The organism is Lentzea sp. (assembly GCF_035525475.1).
Classification (GTDB): Bacteria; Actinomycetota; Actinomycetes; order Mycobacteriales; family Pseudonocardiaceae; genus Lentzea.
The window spans coordinates 1-21,498 of record NZ_DATLEC010000109.1; the positions used below are offsets into that span (position 1 = coordinate 1).

At 70.1% G+C, this 21,498-nt stretch carries 13 protein-coding genes; 4 read left to right on the plus strand and 9 right to left on the minus strand.

Going from position 1 to position 21,498, the window contains the following annotated elements:
- Positions 1–179: 179 nt before the first annotated feature.
- The 9 genes from VM306_RS19305 to VM306_RS19345 all read right to left on the minus strand — a co-directional run bounded on the left by VM306_RS19305 (position 180) and on the right by VM306_RS19345 (position 15,555).
- Positions 180–2,936: an AfsR/SARP family transcriptional regulator gene (locus VM306_RS19305; RefSeq protein ID WP_325516861.1), complete on the minus strand. Its 2,757-nt coding sequence runs from the start codon at positions 2,934–2,936 to the stop codon at positions 180–182.
- Between the two features lie 92 nt (positions 2,937–3,028).
- Positions 3,029–3,514, minus strand: a complete 486-nt coding sequence (locus VM306_RS19310) for a flavin reductase family protein (protein ID WP_325516864.1) — start codon at positions 3,512–3,514, stop codon at positions 3,029–3,031.
- Positions 3,511–5,649: a tetratricopeptide repeat protein gene (locus VM306_RS19315; protein WP_325516866.1), complete on the minus strand. Its 2,139-nt coding sequence runs from the start codon at positions 5,647–5,649 to the stop codon at positions 3,511–3,513. Before VM306_RS19315 ends, VM306_RS19310 begins: the two co-directional genes overlap by 4 nt.
- Positions 5,646–6,830, minus strand: coding sequence for a hypothetical protein (locus VM306_RS19320; protein WP_325516868.1), 1,185 nt, complete (start codon positions 6,828–6,830; stop codon positions 5,646–5,648). Before VM306_RS19320 ends, VM306_RS19315 begins: the two co-directional genes overlap by 4 nt.
- 309 nt (positions 6,831–7,139) lie before the next feature.
- Positions 7,140–7,262, minus strand: a complete 123-nt coding sequence (locus tag VM306_RS19325) for a hypothetical protein (protein WP_325516870.1) — start codon at positions 7,260–7,262, stop codon at positions 7,140–7,142.
- Entirely contained in the window at positions 7,259–7,714 is a 456-nt protein-coding gene (locus VM306_RS19330; protein ID WP_325516874.1) for a VOC family protein, read from the minus strand. Before VM306_RS19330 ends, VM306_RS19325 begins: the two co-directional genes overlap by 4 nt.
- Positions 7,715–7,773: 59 nt before the next feature.
- Positions 7,774–8,181 (minus strand): MmcQ/YjbR family DNA-binding protein, encoded by a 408-nt coding sequence (locus VM306_RS19335; RefSeq protein WP_325516877.1) that lies wholly within the window; start codon positions 8,179–8,181, stop codon positions 7,774–7,776.
- Positions 8,182–8,238: 57 nt separating this feature from the next.
- Positions 8,239–12,015, minus strand: coding sequence for a DNA topoisomerase (ATP-hydrolyzing) (locus tag VM306_RS19340; protein WP_325516882.1), 3,777 nt, complete (start codon positions 12,013–12,015; stop codon positions 8,239–8,241).
- A gap of 33 nt (positions 12,016–12,048) precedes the next feature.
- A complete protein-coding gene (locus VM306_RS19345) occupies positions 12,049–15,555 on the minus strand; it encodes an ATP-binding protein (protein WP_325516885.1) in 3,507 nt (1,168 codons plus the stop codon).
- Between the two features lie 465 nt (positions 15,556–16,020).
- Here VM306_RS19345 and VM306_RS19350 point away from each other — a divergent pair, with 465 nt between their 5' ends.
- From VM306_RS19350 to VM306_RS19365, 4 genes are read left to right on the plus strand one after another with little or no spacing between them, the layout of a single operon-like run.
- Positions 16,021–17,196, plus strand: a complete 1,176-nt coding sequence (locus tag VM306_RS19350; protein WP_325516888.1) for a histidinol-phosphate transaminase — start codon at positions 16,021–16,023, stop codon at positions 17,194–17,196.
- Positions 17,197–17,219: 23 nt separating this feature from the next.
- Positions 17,220–18,818, plus strand: a complete 1,599-nt coding sequence (locus VM306_RS19355; protein WP_325516891.1) for a DUF4331 domain-containing protein — start codon at positions 17,220–17,222, stop codon at positions 18,816–18,818.
- Positions 18,815–20,107, plus strand: a complete 1,293-nt coding sequence (locus VM306_RS19360) for a tetratricopeptide repeat protein (RefSeq protein WP_325516893.1) — start codon at positions 18,815–18,817, stop codon at positions 20,105–20,107. Before VM306_RS19355 ends, VM306_RS19360 begins: the two co-directional genes overlap by 4 nt.
- Positions 20,104–21,465: a nickel/cobalt transporter gene (locus VM306_RS19365; protein ID WP_325516895.1), complete on the plus strand. Its 1,362-nt coding sequence runs from the start codon at positions 20,104–20,106 to the stop codon at positions 21,463–21,465. The genes VM306_RS19360 and VM306_RS19365 overlap by 4 nt, the downstream gene beginning before the upstream one ends.
- The last annotated feature ends 33 nt before the right edge of the window (positions 21,466–21,498 follow it).

Here is a 21,498-nt window from a genome sequence, read left to right on the forward strand (position 1 = left end):
TCCTGGTCCTGACCGCCAAGGGACGCGAGGTCCGCGACGAGGTCGTCCGGGCGGTCCTCGAGAAGACCCCGCTGGGCGGTCTGAGCGAGGACGAGCTGCGCCAGCTGACCGGCCTGCTGAGCCGCGCGGTGCGCCGCTAGCCTGAGCTACCGGGCGGTCGTCGAGGTTCGAGTGAGCGCTCACCCCGAACGGCGGGCGATGCGGTCGGCGGCCTGGTGGAGGTTCTGCCCGCGGTAGAGGTCGATGGCCTCCTGCCAGCACTGCCGGGCGGTGTCGAGCTCGCCGAGATCGCGGCGCGTGTCGCCGAGCGCGGCCAAGGTCCCCGCCTGCCGGTAGGTGTTGTCGAGGTCGCGCCAAAGTCCCAACGCGCGCGTGTAGTGCCGCAGCGCCTGGTCGTGGTCGCCGGTGTTGCCCGCTATCGCGCCGAGTCCGTCCATGCTGTCCGCCTGGCCGTACACGTCGTCGTGCCGCAGGCACAACGCCAGCGCGGACTCACAGAAGCGACGGGCGCGCGTGTGGTGGCCGAGCCGCGTGTACGAGGCGCCCATCATGCTCAGCGCCCGGATCTCCCACCGCGTCGTCCCGGTCCGCCGGTACAGGTTCCTGGCCTCGGTGAGGTGCGCCAGCACGCCGTGGTCGTCCTTGCGCCACGTCAGCGCCAGCGCCAGCACGATGTGCGCGCCCGCCTGGCCGAGCGTGTCGCCGACCTGCTCGGACAACGACAGCGACCGCCTCAGGTGGAGCAACGCCTCGGCGTCGCGGCCCAGCGGCGCGTAGACCAGGCCGAGCCGCCGGTGGGCGCGGGCCTGCACGGCGAGGTCGCCCAGCCGTTCCGCGGCGACCAGTCCCACCCGCCAGGAGGCGATGTTGTCGTGCAGGTGCCCGCGCCGGTAGTGGAAGTTGTCCAGCGACCAAGCCAGCTGCCAGACCACCGTGTCCCAGCCCGCGTCCTCGGCCGCGATGCGCGCCGCCAGGACGCAGTGGTGGTTGGCGTCGAACCACGCCATCGCAGCGGCGCCGTCGGGCAGCGGGTGCGGGACGCAGTCCGCCGGTTCGAGGGCGATCGGCGGGTGCTGCTGGTCGAGCAGCCTGCTGCCGTTGTGCGCGGTGTGCAGGTAGTAGTCGACGACCCGCCGCAGTGCCTTGTGCCGCAGCGGTTCCGGCTCGTCCGCCAGCGCGACGGCGTGGGCGTGCTGGCGGACGAGGTCGTGGAAGCGGTACCGGCCGGGAGCGGGTTCCTGCAGCAGGTGGTCGTCGACGAGGCTCTCCAGCAGCCGTCCGGCCTCGGGGAGGTCCACGGCCGCGAGCGCCGCGGCGGCGTGGGCGCCGAAGTCGGGGCCGGGGTGGAGGCCGAGCAGGCGGAACACCCGTTGCCGCTGCTCGTCGAGGTGCTCGTAGGACAGGGCGAACGCCGCCGCGACGCTCCGGTCACCCGCCTCCAGCTCGGTGATCGGGGAATGCGCCTGGCGCAACCGGTCCGCCAGGTGCCCGACCGTCCACGCGGGACGTGCGCGCAGCCGTGCGGCGGCGATGCGGATCGCCAGCGGCAGGTGCCCGCACAGCGCGACCACCTCGTGCACCGAGCACTCCTCGCCGTCCCCGCCCGCGACGCTCGTGAACAGGGCGACCGCATCGGTCTCCGGCAACACGTCCAGCGACACGACCTGCGTGGCGTCGAGGTCGACCAGGCGGCGCCGGCTCGTGATCAACGTCAGGCTGCGCGACGTGCCGGGCAGCAGCGGGCGCACCTGGGCCGCGTCGGCGGCGTTGTCCAGCACCACGAGCACCGAGCGCGTGGCCAGTTCCGCCCGCCACAACGCCGCTCGCGCGTCCGGCTCCAGCGGGATCCTCTCCTCCGGCACGCCCAGTGCCCGCAGCAGCGCGTCCAGCGCCGCCATCGGGGACACCGGCCGCTGGCTCGGCGCGTGGCCGTGCAGGTCGATGAACAGCCGGTCGTGGTAGTGCTCCGCGAACCGGTGCGCGGCGTGGACCGCCAGCGTCGTCTTGCCGACACCGGCCATGCCGTCGATCGCCTCGATCACTACGGCGTGCCGTCCCGTGTCGCGCGCGGTCGCCAGCAGGGCCAGCTCGGTGCCGCGGCCGGCGAAGTCCGGGATGTCACCGGGGAGATCGTCGCGGGCGGGGTCGTCCGTCGCGGCGACGGGCACGCCGAACAGCCGGGCGTCGTTGTCGAGCACCTGCTGGTGCAGCGCGGACAGCCGCGGTGACGGGTCGAGCCCGAACCGCTCGACGAGCACCGCGCGGGCGCGCAGGAACGCGTCGAGCGCCTCGGCCTGCCTGCCCGCCCGGTACAACGCGGTCATCAGCTGGCCCCACAGGCGTTCCCTGCCGGGATGCCGGTCGGTCAGCGCGGTGAGCTCCTCCACCAGCGCCGCCCCCGCGCCGTTCGCGAGCTCGGCGTCGACGCGGTCCTCGACGGCGCCGAGCCGCAGGCCCTCCAGCCGTGCCGCCTCCGCCCGCAGCACCGGCGTCGCGGAAAACTCGCCATATGCCTCGCCGCGCCACAGCGTCAGCGCGAGCGACAGCTGTTCGGCGGCGTTCGCGGCCCTGCCCGCGGCCAGGGCGTCCCGTCCCGCCTCGACGAGCCGTTCGAACCGCCGGGCGTCGACGACGTGCGGGTCGAGCCGCAGCACGTACCCCGCCGGCTGCGTGACGATCAGCCGGTCGACGGCGAGCGCGCGCCGCAGCCGTGAGATGTAGCTGCGCACGGTGCGGTGCGCGTCGGGCGGGAACTGCGGGCCCCACAACGACTCCACCATCGTGCCGACGGTCGTCACCCTGCCCGCGTTCGCCGTCAGCACCGCGAGCAACGTCCTGATCCGCGGCCCGCCCAGGTCGAGCACCTCGTCGTGCACGCGCACCTCGAACGGCCCCAGCACCTGGAACTGCGGCTGTGGCGCGGCGAAGGCTTCCACGTAAGTCGAAGAGCCGGGTGCGGTGACCGGGATACGGCGGGACTCCCCCGGCTGTCTCAGTACGACGACCCGCTCTATCGGCAGGAAGCGGTTCAAGAACGGGAGAGACGACCATATCCGCCGTCGTAGTGGACGAGCGGCCGTTTGCCCGCGGCCCCGAGCTCCACGTCCACCACGAGACCGACGACGAGGGCGTGGCGGCCCAGCCGGACCCGTTCCACCGGGGCGATCCGCCACCGCGAGAGGACCCCGTGCAGAGCGGGCAACCCCACGCTGTCGCGGTACCACCGCGTGTGCGGGCCGAACTTCTCCGCACCCGGCCAGCTGAACGCGCGGGCGACGTCCTCCTGGTCGTCCGCCAGCAGGTTCACCGCGACGTGCTCGGCGGTCTCGATGACCGCCCACGACGCCGATCCCGTGCTGATGGCGAACGACAGGACGGGCGGGACGAGGGACACCGGCGCGATCGACGTGGCGCAGAAACCCACCGGTGTCTCCAGCCCCGCGGTGATGACGGCGACGCCCTTGGCGTGCTGGTGCAGTGCCACCGAGAGCCCTTCCGGGGCGGTGGCCGTCACGCGACACGCTCCGCGATCCGGTCCGCGTGAGGCGAGGTCTCGTCGCCGTAGGCCGCGAGGTGCGCCTCCCAGTCCGCGCGGGCGCCGGCGTCGTCACCGACCGCCTGACGGCTCACTCCCCGCAGGTACAGCAGGTCCGGGTCGTCGGCTCCGGCGGCGAGCGCGGCGTCGAGGTCCCTGACGGCCTGGCGGTGGTTTCCCAGCTCCTGCAGGGCGATCGCCCGGTTCGCGCGCAGCAGCCCGTCGCCGGAGATCCGGATCGCCTCGGTGAGGTCCTCCACCGCCTGGTCGGGCCTGCCGGTCGTGAACGCCAGCACCGCGCGGTTCGCCCACGCCGCCACCAGGGCCGGGTCCTCCGCCAGCGCGGCGGAGTAGTCCGCCCAGGCCGCGTCGTTCTCCCCCGCCTCGGCGAGCAGGCTCCCACGTGCCGCGAGCAGCCGGGCGTTGCGCGGGTCGAGCGCGAGCCCGCGCTCGACCTCGGCGGCCGCCCGTTCCGCGTCCCCGTTCGCCAGCACCAGGTCCACGCGGTTGACGAGCGAGTCGACGTGGTCCGGTTCGAGCTCCAGCGCGTAGTCCAGATCCCGCAACGCGCCCTCGTCGTCACCGAGCTCGCGCAGCAGGTCCGCGCGGTTGTAGTGCGCCTCGTGGAACGGCGGACTCAGCCGGATCGCCGCCGCGTAGTCCTCCAGCGCCTCCGCCTCACGGCCCGCGGCGCGCCGGACCGAGGCACGGTCGAAGTAGTACTCGCCGTAGTTCGGGTCCCGCCGGATCACGTCGTCGTAGTCGAGCAACGCCTCGGCGTGCTCGCCCATCGCGGCCAGCACCTGGGCCCGGTTGTGCGTGAGCACCGAGCGGTGCAGGAGCTGTTCCTCGTGCCCGAGGTGCGAGTCGGTCATCCCGATGGCCTCGTTCACCAGGTCGAGCGCACCCCGCAGGTTGCCCCGGTGCAGTTCCACCAACGCCCGGCCGTTGCGCATGAACGCCCCGTTGAACGTGCGCCGTTCCGGCTTGGGGTAGTTGTCGGCGAGGACGATCGAGATGTTCGACCACTCCAGCGCGTGGTCGTGGTCCTGGACGTCCTTCGGGAGGTAGCGGGTGTGCAGCATCGCGGTCATGTAGCTCGACCGCATGTGCATCTCGGCATCGGTAGTGTGCCGCAGCTCGGCGAGGTAGCGCGCCGCCTCCTCCCCCGGCCCGAGGTAGGACAGGCACGCGGCGACCTTCGTGGTCAGGTTCCAGTACAGGTGGGGATGTTCGTCGGCGGAGACCAGCTCCCGTCCGCGCAGCGCCAGGTCCATCGAGGCGTGGTAGTACCCCAGCTCCAGGCACCGCGTCGTGGCCGCCAGCAACGCCTCGCCCGCGGCGACGGGGTCCGTGCCGCGTTCGAGGTGGTACGGCACGGCTCCGAGCTCGAAGCTGGGTTCTCCCGACGCCGCAAGCACTTGCGCCCGTGCGTCGTGCCGGCGCGCTCGCTCGTCCGCCGGCAGCTCCCCGTACGCCAGGAGAACGGCTTCGTCGTCGAGAACGCCGTCCGAGTCGATGTGCAGCTGCGCCAGGTCGCCCTCCAGCACCGGCTCGCGGACCCGCCGCGCACCGCTGCGGGAGTACGCGGCCAGCGCGTCCGCGAGCGCCTCGTCGTCACCGGGATCGTCGAGCTCGACCACGACCGTCAGTTGACGGGGATCGCAGCGCCGCAACAGAACCCGCAGCAGCTCGCGGTCCGTCTCGTCGGCCTCGCCCACGTCCGTGAAGGCGACGACGACACCGTCCGGGTGCCGCACGCGCGCCCAGTCCATCAGCAGCTCCGCGACGCCGTGCACCAGACGCTCGGTCCGTCCTGCCGAGTAGAACCGCGTGCGTTCCCCCGGCTCGGCCGCCTCGGTCAGCGTCTTCTCCGGCAACGGCAGCGCGGCGGCGAGCTCCGGCGCGATCGCCACGATGTTCGTGGCCCGCGGGAGCACCAGATCGGCGTTGTGCGCCAGCAGTTCCGGCACGATCTGCCGCAGCAACGCCCCCGCTCCGGTGTACGGCCCGCGCAACCGCCGATGACACGTCGTCGTGACGTGCGGCGAGGGCGCCGGGGGCACCGAGTCCGAGGTGACCGCCCAGACGTGCCGGGCCTGCGATGAAGTCATGAGAGCTCTCCTTGCGTAGCCCTGGTGCGACCCCGGGCACGCCGGTCCCGCACGGTGACGTGGATCAGCAGGCCCAGCTGGGCGAGGGCCATGCCGAGGAAGATCAGCGTGTCGACCACTTCGGAGGCCGGCGTGCCCGCGGCGGCGAGCCGTTCGAACACCGTCGACCAGAACCGCCACACGGTGGGGATTCCGGCCCAGGCGAGACTGCCCAGCGAGAACCCGTACCCCAGCACCAGCAGCGGCGCGTACCAGCGGGCCACCACGAGATCCCGGTCCGTCCACTCGGCATCCGGCACCGGGGCGGGCCGCCGCAGCAGCCGGCGCACCCGCGACCGGACGAGGAACCGCGTGGCGTTCTGGAGGTCCGCGCAGCGCAACGCCGTCGCGATCACGTGGTAGAGATCGGTTTCCAGGTAGAACATGAACTGCCACACCAGCCGCAGCAACGTGCTGAACGCGATCGCGAGCGCCATCCCCGGCACCCACGTCGGCACCGCGTCACCGCTGAGCAGGGCGGCGGCCAGCGTGAACACGGCCACCAGAACCGCGTCGAGCACCATCCCCGCCAGGAACGGCAGATAACGCTGCCGGCGCGGCACGCTGAGCAACGCGTCCAGCCGCGTCTCCGCGACCAGGTAGTACAACCGGCGCCCGATGCCCAGCGTGGACGGCAACCCGAGTCGGCGTCCGGCCAGCACGTGGAACCACTCGTGCAGCAACACGAGAGGAATCTGCGTGAACGTCAGCACGATCGGGATCAACGAGATGTGGTCGGTGAAGAAAAAAGCCTCGTACGAAGGCCGAAGCGCCGGTTCGCGCACCATCGCGACGACCGCCGCCACCACCAGCGAGACGTACAGAACCCAAGCGGGCCAAGAAAAAGCCCACCGTCCCGCACGCTGCCACCGCACCGGTTCCCCGACCGGCGCCTCCGCGTCCTGGGCGACGAGGAACCCGAGCTCGTCGAGGACCTCGAAGAAGTCGTCGAAGTCGAGCGGCGTACCGCACGTCCGCTCGTACCAGGCCGCGACCTCGTCCACCGGTCTCCCGGCCCCCAGCAACCGCAGCGTCTCCGCTCCCTCTTCCGGGAACATCGCGTAGGAACCGGTGTCCGGGCGGCCGACCATGACACCGTCGCGTTCCGCCACCATCGTGAGCCGGTGCAGGCGAACGGACATGTGGCACCCCCTCTCCTGGTGGGCCGGGGCCGGCCGCGCCATCCGCAGACCGGCCCCGGCCCCGTCACGGGATCAGCTGGCCGAGCACGGGCAGTAGTAGCTCGGGCTGGTCAGGCGGATCGTCCCGGCCTTGCGGATCGACATCTTCTGCATGGGTCCTCCTCCATCGGGTTCGACAACACCGATGACGCTGCCAGGGGCCGTCGACAGTCCGTCGACAGTCGGCCGACAAGCCGGGTCGGAGGCTCATGAGGGCACGAAGAGGTCAGCCCGGCCGCAGGTGCGACCGGGCTGACCTGGTGGGTTCGGTCAGGCGGGCTGGAAGTCTCCCGGGAAGCCGAGGCACGGGAGCGTCTCGCAGCGCATCGTCCCGGCCCGCACGCACGGGTCCGCCGCCATGATCTCAGCGGCCTCCTCGACCAGCGTGGTCATGGGGTCCCCTGGTTCTCAACGCGTTCGGCCAGCGAGACGATGATCCCCTCGGGCCCGCGAACGTAGGCCATCCGCCACACGCCCTCGTACTCGCCGATGCCGCCCACCAGGCCGTAGCCGGCGGCAGCGGCGTGGCCGACCGCGGCCTGCAGGTCGCGCACCTCGAAGGCGACGTTGCGCAGGCCGAGCTCGGTGGCGGGCGCGGCGGGCGAACCGGGCAGGTGGTCCGGCCGCGTGAAGCTCGACAGCTCCAGCGTCGTGCCGCCACCGGGCGCGTGCAGCATGACGATCTCGGTGCGGGCACCGGTCATGCCGATCACGGTGTCCAGGAACTCCCCTTCGACGGCCATCTTCTCGCCGGCCTCGAGGCCGAGAGCGACGAAGAACGCCGTCACGCCGTCGAGGTCGGCGACGGTGATGCCGACGTGGTCGAAGCGCTTGACGAACGTCACGGGTCCCCTCCCCAGCTCTACGGAGAGCACCGTAGCACTCCTGAGTTCCCTGAGGGAACTCAGAGGTTGCCGACGAGCTTGGCCAGCTTCGCCGGGGCGAGCTTGCGGTAGCTCTCGGCCAGCAGCTCCCCCACCTCCGCCCAGTCCACGTCAGGCCCCACCCTCATCCCGACGACGTCGTGTCCCCACGCCGCGCGGAAGAACGGCTCGCCGCCGTCGACCAGGGCGTCGAACTCCTCGGGCTGAGCGCGGAAGGTCATGATCACCGTCGGCTCGGTGAGCTCCGCCGCCCGGCTGTACGCACCGTCCTGGCCGGGGTGCGCCGTGAAGACGTGCACGAAGGTGCGGTCGCGGACGCGCCACCGCGTCCCCACCCACGCCGCTTCCTCACGGCTTTCCGGAAGCCCGGCGCAGATCTCGCGCAGCTCGCCGAGCACCTCGGCGGGCACGTCCGCGCGATCGGTCATGTCACCCCCTGCCGACGACGCCGGGCCGGCGAGGTCTCCTCATCGGCCCGGCGTTCCTCAGTTCCTCTCGACCAGGTGCCCGATCACGTTCGGGCCGGGGTGGGCGTGACCGGAGCCGTCGCGGCGCGGGTCGATCTCCGGCAGCTCGACCGGCGAGCCCTTGTCGTCCGCACCGGCCGGGCGCGACCCGATCCACGCCACCACCAGGTGCGTCTCGCCCTTCAGGAACCGCTGCGACCGCACGCCACCCGTGGCACGGCCCTTCGCCGGGTACTCGCTGAACGGCGTCACCTTCACGCTCTGGCCGGACGACGTGACGACCATCGGCTCGCCGTGCTCGTCGTCGTCCGTGCGGATCGCCCCGAAGAACACCACGTGCGCGTCACCGCTCAGGTTGATGCCGGCCATGCCGCCGCCCTTGAGGCCCTGCGGGCGGACGAGCTTCGCGTCGTAGCGCAGCAACGACGAGTCGGAGCTGATGAACGCCAGCGTCTCGCTGCCGTCGGTGAGCCAGGTGCAGCCGACGACCTCGTCGCCGTCCTTGAGCGAGATGACCTCGAACTCGTCCGAGCGCACCGGCCACTCGGGCACGCAGACCTTCACGGTGCCCAGCTTCGTGCCCAGGGCGAGGCCGGGTGAGTCCTTCGGGTCGAGCGGCGCGATGCCGACGACCTTCTCACCCTTCTCCAGCGGCACCAGCTCACTGGCCGCCATACCGCCCCTGAGGCTGACGGTCCCGCTCTGTTCGGGCAGCACGGGCAACGGCAGCACGTCCGTCTTGAACGCGCGCCCCTTGTTCGTGATCAGCACGACCTGACCGCGCGCGGTGGAGTGCACCACCGCGGACACCGCGTCGTGCTTCACCCGCCCCGCCCGGCGCTTGCCCTCCGACGCCTCCTCCGACTCGGCCGCGGTGCGCGCGACGAGACCGGTGGCGCTGAGGATGACCTGGCACGGGTCGTCCGCGACCTCCAGCGGGCCCGCGGGCTTCGACGCCGCCAGCACCTCCTTGAGGTCGCCGTCGATCAGGCTGGTCCGGCGCTCACCACCGAGCTCCTTCGCGACGGCGGCCAGCTCGGACGACACGAGCTTCTTGAGCACGCTCTCGTCGTCCAGGATCGCCGACAGCTCGGCGATCTCCTTCGTCAGCTTGTCCTGCTCGCCCTCGAGTTCGAGCTTGTCGTACCGGGTGAGACGGCGCAGCGGCGTGTCGAGGATGTAGGACGACTGGATCTCCGACAGCGTGAACTGCTTCATCAGGCCGTCCTTGGCGGCAGCGGCGTTCTCGCTGCCCCGGATCAGCTTGATGACCTTGTCGATGTCGAGCAGGGCCCTGAGCAGACCCTCGACCAGGTGCAACCGCTCCTCGCGCTTGCGGCGCCGGAACTTCGTGCGCCGCGTGACGACCTCGTACCGGTGCCGCAGGAAGACCTCCAGCAGCTGCTTGAGGCCGAGCGTCTGCGGCTGGCCGTCGACCAGCACCAGGTTGTTGATGCCGAACGACTGCTCCATCGGCGTGAGCCGGTAGAGGTCCGCCAGCAACGCCTGCGGGTTCACCCCGACCTTGCACTCGATGACGAGCCGGATGCCGTTCTCGCGGTCGGTCAGGTCCTTGACGTCCGCGATGCCCGTGAGCCGCTTGGACTTGTTGACCTCGTCGGTGATCTTCTCGACGATCCGCTCGGACCCCACCCCGTACGGCAGTTCGGTGACGGTGATGGCCTGCCGGCCGCGGGAACCCTCCAGCGGCCCGATCTCGACCTTGGCGCGCATGCGCACGACACCGCGACCGGTCTCGTAGGCCTTCCGAACCTCGTCGAGGCCCAGCAGGATGCCGCCGGTCGGCAGGTCGGGCCCCGGCACGAACTCCATGAGCCTGTCGAGGTCGGCGGTCGGGTGCGTGATGAGCCACCTCGCCGCGCCCACGATCTCGCGGAGGTTGTGCGGGATCATGTTCGTGGCCATGCCGACCGCGATGCCGGACGTGCCGTTGACCAGCAGGTTCGGGAACGCGGCCGGGAGCACGGTCGGCTCTTCGAGCGAGCCGTCGTAGTTCGGCCGGAAGTCGACCGTGTCCTCGTTGAGCTCGCCGACCAGCTGCATGGCGGTCGGCGACATGCGGCACTCGGTGTAGCGCGATGCGGCCGGTCCGTCATCTGGGCTTCCGAAGTTGCCGTGCCCGTCGATCAACGGCTCGTTGAGACTGAAGTCCTGCGCGAGGCGGACCAACGCGTCGTAGATCGCCGTGTCACCGTGAGGGTGGTACTTGCCCATGCAGTTGTGCACGATCTGGCCGTCGACGACAAACGCGTGCTCATCGGTGGCGACCTGGATGTCATAGGTCGTGTCCGGCGCGACCGGTTCGACCGACGCCACCTCGAGGAAGCTGAAGCCGGACAGTTCTTCGAGGCGCGTGGCGAGCGGCGACCCGATCCGGCGCAGCTTCTCGACCCATCCGTTCTCGCGGGCTCGCCCGAGCGGGAAAGAACGGTCGGCGAGTGCCGTGCCGTGCCGATCCTTGCCGTAGCGGACGTCGACGCCCAGCGACGCGCGGAACGCCGTGCCGTCGGTGTCGCGGAACCAGCCGCCGCCCTGGTGCGCGGCCGAGAACTCCGCCATCACCCGTGCGCTCGGCAGCCTGTCGTTGCCCTGCTTGCCGCCGTAGCGGTAGGCGATGGACAGGATCTGACGCAGACCATCCTGCTTGTAGCCGATCTTCGTCCACGGCAGCAGCGCCAGAGCCAGAGCCGCGGCGTCACGGCCGGAGATCGACAGCCCCAGCAGCGTCTTGTGCCCGGTGGTGCTGACGCGCGACCAGTGGTGACCGTGTACACCGGCGTCGGCGAGCATGCCGTGCAACTGGCCGATCAACGTCCGACTCGTGCTGACCAGCACGATCTCCCGGTTCTGCTTGCGCACGTACCCGTCGCCGTCGAAGAACCCCGCGAGGAACGGCGCCCACGCGGAACGGTCCGCCAGCACGCTCGGCGGCACGGCCTTCCGGGCGCTGAGCGGCGTTCCCGCCTCCAGCAACGCGTCGTGGCGCGCGAAGGTGAGGATGTGCTGGTCCTTGTGCTTCGGGTTCTTCGCGACGCGCTTGCCACGCGTGACGTCGACCCCGTTGAGGATCGCCCAGCCGTGTGCGACGTCGAGCGGCTCGGTGTCGACCATGTGGATGCGCACCCGGCCGTCAGCGGCACGCTTCCTGTCGACGGCGAAGCCCTCGGCGACGACGAGGCCCTGCACGTAGGCACCGACGTCACCGGCGTCCGACGCCAGCCCGGCCTGCCGGCTCGCGCCGTAGGCGATCGTCTGCCGGCCGGCCAGCTCCGTCGCCGGAGTCCAGCCGATCGACAGGTCGGGCTCGACGGTCCGGAACCTCTGACCAGGCGTGACCAGCATCGTGCGGCCGTTGGACCAGGTGATGCGCACGAGCTCGGAGACCGGGTTCTCGTACACCTCGCTGACCGGCACAGCCGTGCCGTGGCCGTCGAGCACGAGATCACCGATCTCGATCTGCTCGATCGGCCTCAGCCCGTCCGGCGTCGAGACGAGCGCACCTCGCACGAAGCAGTCGCCCACTACGCGCGACGACTTCACGTACGCGTGGTTCGGCCGATAGCCGTTCTCGTGCATCGAGAACAAGATGCGGCGGTGCACCGGCTTGAGGCCGTCCCGCGCGTCCGGCAGAGCCCGCGAGTGGATGACCGAGTACGCGTACTCCAGGTACGAGTCCTCGATCTCCGTCTTCAGCGAGTTGTCGAGCACCTTGGCGCCGGCCCGGTCGAACGCGGCGGGGTCGACCTTGGTCGTGGGTCCCTTGCGGCGTGCCATGACTTCGTAACTCCGTCTGTTTCTCGAGAAGGCTTAGAGGTCGATGGCCGACTGGTCGACCCGTGCGGCGGACTCGACGAGCCAGTTGCGGCGCGGCTCGACCTTCTCGCCCATCAGCAGTTCGAGGGCTTCCTCTGCGGCCTCGGCGTCGTCCATCGTGATGCGGCGGACGCTGCGGCTGGCCGGGTTCATCGTGGTGTCCCACAGCTCGTCGGCGTCCATCTCGCCCAGGCCCTTGAACCGCGGCACCGGCGTGACGACCGACTTGCCCGCCTTCTCCAGCTGCGCGACCTTCTGCTCCATCTGCCGCTGCGTGAAGGTGAAGTGCGTCTCGGGGTTGCGGCCGCGCGTCATCACCTTGTGCAACGGGGGCATGGCGGCGTAGAGCCGGCCGTCCTCGATCACCGGGCGCATGTACTTGGCGAACAGCGTGATCAGCAACGTCCGGATGTGGCTGCCGTCGACGTCCGCGTCGGCCATCAGGATCACGCGGCCGTAACGCATCTGGGAGATGTCGAACGTGCGGCCGGTGCCGGCCCCCAGGACCTGGACGATGGAGGCGATCTCGGCGTTGCGCAGCGTGTCGGCGAGCGAGGCCTTCTGGACGTTGAGGATCTTGCCGCGCAAGGGGAGCAGCGCCTGGTACTCGGAGACGCGTGCCATGCGGGCGCTGTTGTGGACGAACACCCCGGCTTCGAGAGCGAAGTTGTGGTAGCCGTCCACGGTCAGGTCGTAGACGTCCTCTCGCTCCGGCAACGCCTCGACGGAGGCGACGGAGTGGTTCACCATCGATGCCGCTTCCCGCAGGCGGGCGAAGTCGTCGTCGTAGTGTGCGAGGACGTTCAGGAACTTCAGACCGGTCTTCGCGTTCTCCCGGCGGTCGAGCTCGTAGGACAACGCCATCTCGAAGTTCGACGGCGTGTCCAGCATCGGCGCCATCCGCTTCAACGCGGCGATCCGGCGGCCTTCGACCTGCTTGGCGACCCGCTCAGCGCGTGGAGTCGATTCCACGTACCGGCGACGGCCTTCCTGGACCTTCTCGAGGTGGCCGGTCGAAGCGTCGGCCATGCGCTGCTTCATCCGAGCCGAGTGCTCGCGACCGAACTCCGGGTTGTTCTCGTGCCAGGCGACGACCGCGGCGCGCTGGCGCCTGCGTTCCGCCGGGTCGGAGAACTGGTCGGTGGTGGTGCGAGACCGCCAGGCGATCAGTTCTTCGTCCTGCCACTGGGCCAGGGAGCGCTCACGCCACTCCTCGCGCTTGCCGGGCTGGGCGAAGTAGGCGCGGACGCGGTCGGCGGCTGCCACGCGGTGTTCGGGCTCGGCCCAGTACTCGGCCTGCATCGCGCGCATGCGCTCGGCGTACGCGGCCTTCTCGTCCGCGCTCAGCGCCGCGTACCAGTCCTGGAAGCCCTGCTCGACGCGAGCGCGGAACTCCGGGTCCTGGTTGCGCTCGGCGAGACGGGCGAGGCAGGAGGCGCGGAACTCCGGGTTCCTCCACTGCTCGGACAGCATCGCGGACTTGAACTCGATGCCGCCGGAGGCGAGCCAGGCCCGGTAGCCCTCGTGCACGTGCTCGCCCATCATCGCGGCGTGCAGTGCTGCGTGGCCTTCCCACGTCATCCGCTTGATGTTGCGCGGGTCGTTGTTCCGCTTGTCGACGTCGACGTGGTGGCGGACGTTGCCGTCGGCCGCGTCGTCGAGGCCGTGGCGGAGGTTGTACGCGTCGGCCAGGTAGTGGGTGTAAACCCACTCCTGCCGGTCGTTCATCCAGACCCGCTCGTAGCCGTCGAGCTTGTGGCCTTCGGCTTTGGAGGACACGGAGCGGTACAGCGGCATCAGCGAGTCGCCGGGTCGCAGGGCGTCCGCGCGGCGGTACGAGCCGTCCCGCAGCCGGAACAGGTGGTCCGGCGTGCAGCGCACCGACTCGCCGTTGTCCAGGGTGACGCGAACCAGCTGCGCGGCCTTCTTCGTCAGCCGCGGCTCGGCCAGCGGAACGACGACGACCCGGCCGGCCTTGTTCGTGGCGTAGCCGAGGTGGGTAACTCCGCGCTGCCAGTCCTGAACGAGGTCGGAGAACGACATCGACCTGCCCGAGGCCAGCGCGACCTGCGTTTCTCCAACAAAACACCCGAGGGCGGAGTCGCCTTCCACGAGAAAAAGCTCGGACCGCGACACACCCGTGGTCCGGCAGTCGACCAGCTTCGCCGGCATCGCCGCGCCCTCGAGCGCCGTCTTGCGGCGCGCCGCGTCCTTCTGCTGCTTCTGGGTCAGCCGGACGCGCGAGGCGTCGACGACCTTCTGCAGGACGGTCTTCGCCTCGAGCTTGGTCTTGCGGTCCTCGGTCCACGCGCGGACCTGCCGGTCGACGATGCCCTGCAGCACCTTGGTGATGCCGGCGGTGGACAGTTCGTCCTTGGTCTGCGAGGTGAACTGGGGTTCGGGGAGGCGGACGTGGATGACGGCGGTCATGCCCTCCAGCACGTCGTCCAGCGTGGGCATCTCCTCCTTGGGCTTCAGGAGCCCTCGGGTCTTGGAGATGGCGTCCTGCACGGACTTCAGCACGGCGCGGTCGAAGCCGCGGCGGTGGGTGCCGCCGTGCACGTTGCGGATGGTGTTGGTGAAGCACTCGACCGTGCGTTCGTAGCCCGTGCCCCAGCGCAGCGCCACCTCGACCTCGGCCTGACGCTCCACTTTGGACCGCATCACGCCGTTCTCGTCGGCGGCGTTCTCGAAGTAGGTGCCGGAGCCGGTGATCACCAGCGTGCCGGAGACCGCGCGGTCGCCGGTGGGCGCCAGGAAGTCGACCATGTCGGTGAGGCCGTTGGGGTAGTGGAAGACCTCTTCGGAGATCGTCTCTTCCAGGGCCGAGCGGAGGACGTAGGTGACGCCCGGCACCAGGAACGCCGTGTTGCGCAGCTTCGTGCGCACGAACTCGACGTCGAGCGCGGCGTTGTTCTCGAAGTAGCGGGCGTCGTACCAGTAGCGGATCGACGTGCCGGTCGGCTCGTTGCGCTTCATCTTGCCGACGACGTTCAGGCCGCCCTGGCGGGTGAACCTGGCCTTCGGGCCGGGGCCGTCGAACACGCCGGGAACGCCGTGGGCGAACGACATCTCGTGCGCCTTGCCGGCGCGGCGGACCGTCACGTCGAAGCGGTGCGAGAGCGCGTTCACGGCGGAGGCGCCGACGCCGTGCAGGCCGCCGGAGGTCTTGTAGCCGGAGCCGCCGAACTTGCCGCCGGCGTGCAGCCTGGTGAGGACCAGCTCCACACCGGACAGACCGGACTTCGCGTGCACGTCGGTCGGGATGCCGCGGCCGTCGTCGTCGACCTGGACGCTGCCGTCCGCGTGCAGCGTGACCACGATCTTCGTGGCGTGTCCTGCCACGCCCTCGTCGGTCGAGTTGTCGACGATCTCGCTGAAGAGGTGGTTGATGCCCCGGCTGTCGGTGGACCCGATGTACATGCCGGGCCGTTTGCGGACGGCCTCCAGACCCTCGAGGTGAGTGAGGTCGTCGGCCCCGTACAGGGTCTCTGCGGTCACGGGTACTGCTCCCTGGATCGTGTGCGGACTGCCAGCAGGGTATCCGCCTGCACTGACAATTTTTCGCAGGACGTCCGTCACGGGAGTGGAAACCGCCCGGGACTTCGCCCCACCTGGTCCTCATCGCCCTGGTCCCGTGACCGACAGAGGGCCGTTGACCTGCGAAAGCAGCTGGATTCATCCCAAACGACACGGCGGATGAGACGGTTGGCGAACGTCACGCGCCCGAGTGGGCCCGGAGGGCGGGTACCCGGACACGTGCGGGGTCAACCGGACCGCCGGAGCAGGGTCTTTCGATCGTCCGATGTGGACGGATGGGGTCGTTGTGGCCTGGTCGGTGGCGGGGGTGGCCGAGGTTGCGCGCGAGACCGTTCCGAGACCTCTCCGACACCGACCCGTGAACCGGGATGAACAACGGCACGTATGCCCCGGTGTCGGAACCGGACCGAGGGACGGAGTGATCGCGTGCGCCATGGTGTGGACTCGGGCCTTTTCCAGCAGACCGCGCACAGCCCGTCCTACTTCGAGCTCTCGAGGACCGGCGCCGGCGATCTCGTCGACTTCTGCATCCCGTGCAACCCGTACTTCCCGACCGCGGAGATGTTCGACGAGCTGTCGAAGAACCTGGAAGCGGTGCTGAAGTTCTACCCGAGCGACGCGGCGAAGATCGCGCAGCAGCTCAGCACGGTCCTCGGGCTCAACCCGGCCACGATCGCCATGTCGAACGGCAGCACCGAGCTCATCACGTGGATGGACCACATGTGGATCCACGAGAGCGTCGCGATCCCGATCCCCACCTTCGGCCGCTGGACCGACCAGCCGATGGAGAGCAACAAGCGCGTCGACATGTTCCTGCTCCAGGAGAGCTCCAACTTCGAGCTCGACGTCGACGAGTACATCAAGTTCATCCGCACGCGCGGCAGCAAGGTCGCCGTCATCTGCAACCCGAACAACCCCGACGGCGGGTACCTGCCGCGCAGGGAGATCATCCGGTTCATGGACGAGCTCGCCGACCTCGACCTGATCGTGATCGACGAGTCGTTCATCGACTTCGTCGAGGTCGAGCGGATGCCGTCGGTCGCGGCGGAGGCGTCCATCCGTCCCAACGTGGTCGTGCTGAAGAGCCTCGGCAAGAACTTCGGCCTGCACGGCATCCGCTTCGGCTACCTGGTCGCGAACCCCGGTCTCGCCGGCAAGATGCGCCAGACGCTGCCGAAGTGGAACCTCAACTCCCTCGCCGAGTCCGTCGTGTTCATGCTGGCCGAGCACGAGGGCGAGTACGCCGAGAGCCTGCGGCTGCTGTCCCGCGACCGCTACCGGATGGGCGTGGAGCTCTCGCGCATCCCCGATCTGACCGTGTACTCCTCCCAGGCCAACTTCCTGCTGGTCAAGCTCGGCAACGGCGTGGACGGTCGCGAGCTGCGCGACCACCTGCTGTCCCGTCACCAGGTCTTCATCCGCGAGTGCGGCAACAAGCTCGGCATGAGCAGCCGCTTCGCGCGCCTGGTGGTGCGGCCCGAGCACGACGTCGGCCGGCTCGTCGAAGGGATCCGGGACTTCACCCAAGCGAGGTGGACGACAGACCACGCAAGCCACTCGAGCCATTCCAGCGAACCGTCGCTACTCATGCACAGCGCGTGAACCCCTTGAAAGGCAGACCAGAGATGTCATCACCGCACGTGCTCAGCGGCCGGCGTGGCCAGGTGGCCGCGGCCGCGCTGGTGGGCGCGACACTGCTCAACGCGGCGATGTTCGGTGGCACCAACGCCACCGCGTCGTCGCACCGCGAGGCGCCCCTCGTCGCCGGTGACCCGGCCGTGGACAACACGGACCTGTACGCGTTCGTCAGCCCGGACCACAAGGACACGGTCACGCTGGTCGGCAACTGGTCCCCTTTCCAGGAACCGAACGGCGGCCCCAACTTCTTCCCGTGGGCCGAGGACGCGCAGTACGACTTCAACGTCGACAACGACGGTGACGCGAAGCCCGACGTCACGCTGCGGTTCACCTTCCGCACCGAGGACCAGCGCAAGAACAACACGTTCCTCTACACCAACGGCGTCGTGGACTCGCTGGACGACGAGAACCTGCTGTTCCGCCAGCGCTACGACCTGGAGGCGATCTACGAGAACGGCCAGAAGGTCAAGCTCGTCGACAACGCCCAGGCCGCGCCCTCGCCGAACGGCGCCGCGTCGATGCCGGACTTCAAGAAGCTGCGCGACCAGGCCACCGTCCAGATCCCCGGCGGCGGCAAGGTCTACGTCGGGCCGGCGGAGGACTCGTTCTTCCTCGACCTGCGGGTGTTCGACCTGCTCTACGGCGGCAACCTGAGCGAGGTCGGCCAGGACACGCTGCGCGGCTACAACGTCAACACCATCGCCGTCCAGCTGCCCAAGCACGCGCTGGCGCTCAAGAACGACGTGCACCGCAACCCGAACATCGGTGTCTGGAGCACCACGCAGCGCCGCACGATGAAGCTCTCGCCGGGCAAGGCCGAGGCGGTCGGCGACTTCGTGCAGGTCTCGCGCCTGGGCAACCCGCTGGTCAACGAGGTCGTGGCCCCCGCGGGTCTCAAGGACGCGTTCAACGGCCTGCGCCCCGACCAGGACGCCGGTGTGAAGGAGCTCGTGGACCGGGTCGTGAACCCGGAGCTGCCGAAGCTGATCGAGCAGATCTACAAGGTCCCGGCGCCGCAGGGCCAGCGCGACGACCTGGCGGAGATCTTCCTGACCGGCATCACCAAGAAGCTCGGCGCGCAGATCGACGCCGACCTGAACTCGCAGATCAACAACGCCGACGTCGACAAGAACCGGTTCCGGCCGTCGGAGATGCTGCGGCTGAACATGATGATCGACCCGAACGCCAACCCGAACAGGCTGGGCCTGCTCGCCGGTGACACGCAGGGCTTCCCGAACGGGCGCCGCCTCACCGACGACGTGGTCGACATCGGCATCCAGGCGCTCGAGGGCGCCGCGGCGTCGGGCAAGATCGTCGAGGCGCTCGCCACCGGCGACAAGGTCGACCAGAACGACCAGCCGTTCGAGGCGGCCTTCCCGTACGTGGCGCTGCCCCGCAACGGCACGGCCGTCAACACCTCGGGCACCACGGCCGAGGTCGCGGTCAACCCGGTCGGCAAGATCGGCAACCTGGACCCGATGGCGATGACGACCGCGGTGGGCTCGGCGGCGGTGTTCGGCGCCGGTTTCTTCCTGTGGCGCAAGCGTCAGCAGTCGATCCGCAAGTACGGGTCCCACTCGAAGTGAAGTACCAGCAGCGGCAGGCCGTCGCGGTGGGTCTCCTGGTCACCGCGGCGCTTGCCTACCTAGCCGCCTCCGGTCCTGCCGACAGCAGGGCCGGGGGCGAGCCCCCTGTTCCGGCCGTGGCGCGGCAGAACCAGATGCACCGGGTGGTGCACCAGCTCCAGCAGCGGCTGCACACCGTGCCCCAGGACAAGGCCTCCTGGGCGCAGCTCGGCGCGTCCTATGTGGAACTGGCGCGCGTCACGGCGGATCCCGCGTACTACGCCAAGGCGGAGGGCGCGCTGAAGAACGCGGGCGACACGGGCCTGGCCGCCATCGGCATGGGCACGCTGGCCAACGCCCGCCACGACTTCTCCGCCGCTCGCGACTGGGCTCAGAAGGCGATCACCGCGCTGCCGTCGTCCGCGGAGGCCTATGGCGTGCTGGCGGACGCGTTGACGCAACTCGGCGACGACGCGGGCGCCCAGGACGCGGTGCAGCGGATGCTCGACCTCAAGCCCGGCACGGCGTCGTTCGCCCGTGCTTCCTTCCACCTCGAGATCCACGGTGACGCCGACGGCGCCCGCGACGCGATGAAGCGCGCGCTGACCGCGGCCACGACGCCCGAGGAGATCGCGTTCTGCCGCTACCGGCTGGGCGAACTCGCGTTCGACCACAACCGGCTCGACGAAGCCGCGCAGCACTACGAGCAGGGACTGGCGGCGAGAGGAGACGACATGACTCTCACTCAAGGCATGGCCAAGGTCGCGGCGGCACGGGGCGACGTCCCGGACGCGCTGGAGGACTACCGCAGGCTCACCGCCCGCGCTCCCCTGCCGCAGTACCTGCAGGAGTACGCGGAGCTGCTGGAGGCCGCCGGGAAGGCCGACGAGGCCGCGAAGCAGTACGAGGTGCTCACCGAGCAGCAGCGGCTGATGGAGTCGCAGGGCGCCTTCGACGACCTCGCGGCGGCCCTGTTCGCCGCCGACCGCGGTGACGGCATGCAGGCGCTGCGCCACGCCGAGACCGAGTGGAACCGCCGGCAGAGCGTGTTCGTGGCCGACGCGATGGCGTGGGCGCTGCACATGAGCGGCCGCGACGCCGAGGCGTTGAGCTACTCCGACCGCGCGGTGTCGCTGGGCTGGCAGAACGCCACGTTCTCCTACCACCGCGGCATGATCCTCGCCGCGCTCGGCAGGGTCGGCGAGGCCCAGGAGGCGCTCGTGCAGGCGCTCCGGCTCAACGCGAACTTCTCCCCGCTGCAGGCGTTGAAGGCGGGGCGCAAGCTCGCGGAGCTTCGAGGCGGCAGGTGAGCCTGTCGGGCTGGGTGGTGCGCCCGGTGCTGGTGATCGCCCTGCTGATCGCCGGCATCTTCCTCATCGACGGCGAGGCGTCCGCCCACCCGCTGGGCAACTTCAGCGTCAACCACTACCACGGGCTGCACCTGCACCCCGACCGCGTGGACCTGCGGTCCGTGGTCGACGTGGCGGAGATCCCGACGCTGCAGGAGAACCTGAGGAACCGGGACGCGCGGCAGTGGTGCGACGAGCTGTCCCGCACCGACAGGTCCACCGTGGACGGCCGGCAGATCTCCTGGACCCTCTCCAGCTCCGCCAAGGAGCACCCGGCCGGCCAGGCCGACCTCAGCACCACCAGGCTGGTCTGCGAGTTCACCGCCAGGGTCGACCTCGCGAGGCCCGCCCGCCTGGAGTTCCGCGACGAGTCGAACGGCGACCGGGTGGGCTGGCGCGAGATCACCGCCGCCGGCACCGGGATCAGGCTGGCCGATTCGCCGGTCCCGACCGAGAGCGTCAGCGACGAGCTGCGCGCGTACCCGGAGGACCTGCTCAGCAACCCGATGGACGTCCGTGCGGTGGCGTTCACCGCCGAACCGGGCAGCGGGTCCGAGCCGAAGAAGGCGTCCGGCTCCCCGGTCCAGTCGTTCAGCGTCACGGCGGCCAGGCTCAACGACATCCTGGGCAGCGATGATCTGACGCCGTGGCTCGGGTTTCTGGCTTTGTTGCTGTCGCTGCTGCTCGGCGCCTCGCACGCCGCGTTGCCCGGTCACGGCAAGACGCTCATCGCCGCCTACCTCGCCGGTCGTCAGGGCACGCCGAAGGACGCGTTCATCGTCGGTGCGTCGGTCACGGCCACGCACACCGGTGGCGTGCTGGTCCTCGGCCTGGTCATCAGCGCCTCCAGCGCGCTGGCCGGCGAACAGGTGCTGCGCTGGCTCGGGCTGGTCAGCGGCCTGCTGATCACGGTGATCGGCGTGGTGCTGCTGCGCTCGGCCCTCACGACGACCCGCGAACCCGCGCTCGTGGGAGCCGCACATGGGCACGGTCATGGGCACGGCCACGGGTACAGCCGCGCGAGCCTGATCGGCATGGGCGCGGCCAACGGACTGGTCCCGTCGCCGTCCGCTCTCGTCGTCCTGCTGGGGGCGATGGCGCTCGGCCGGACCTGGTTCGGCGTCCTGCTGGTCCTCGGTTACGGAATCGGCATGGCGGGCACGCTCACCGCCGTCGGACTTCTGCTCGTGAAGGCGCGGGAACGCGTCGAAAGAATCCTGGACGGCCGTGCCACGCGCGCCCTCTCGCATTACGCACCTGTCGGCACAGCCACCATGGTGATCGTTGTCGGGCTTTGGCTCGCTTTGCAGGCCGCCTGAATCACATCAATGCACGCCGAAGGGCCCGGATTC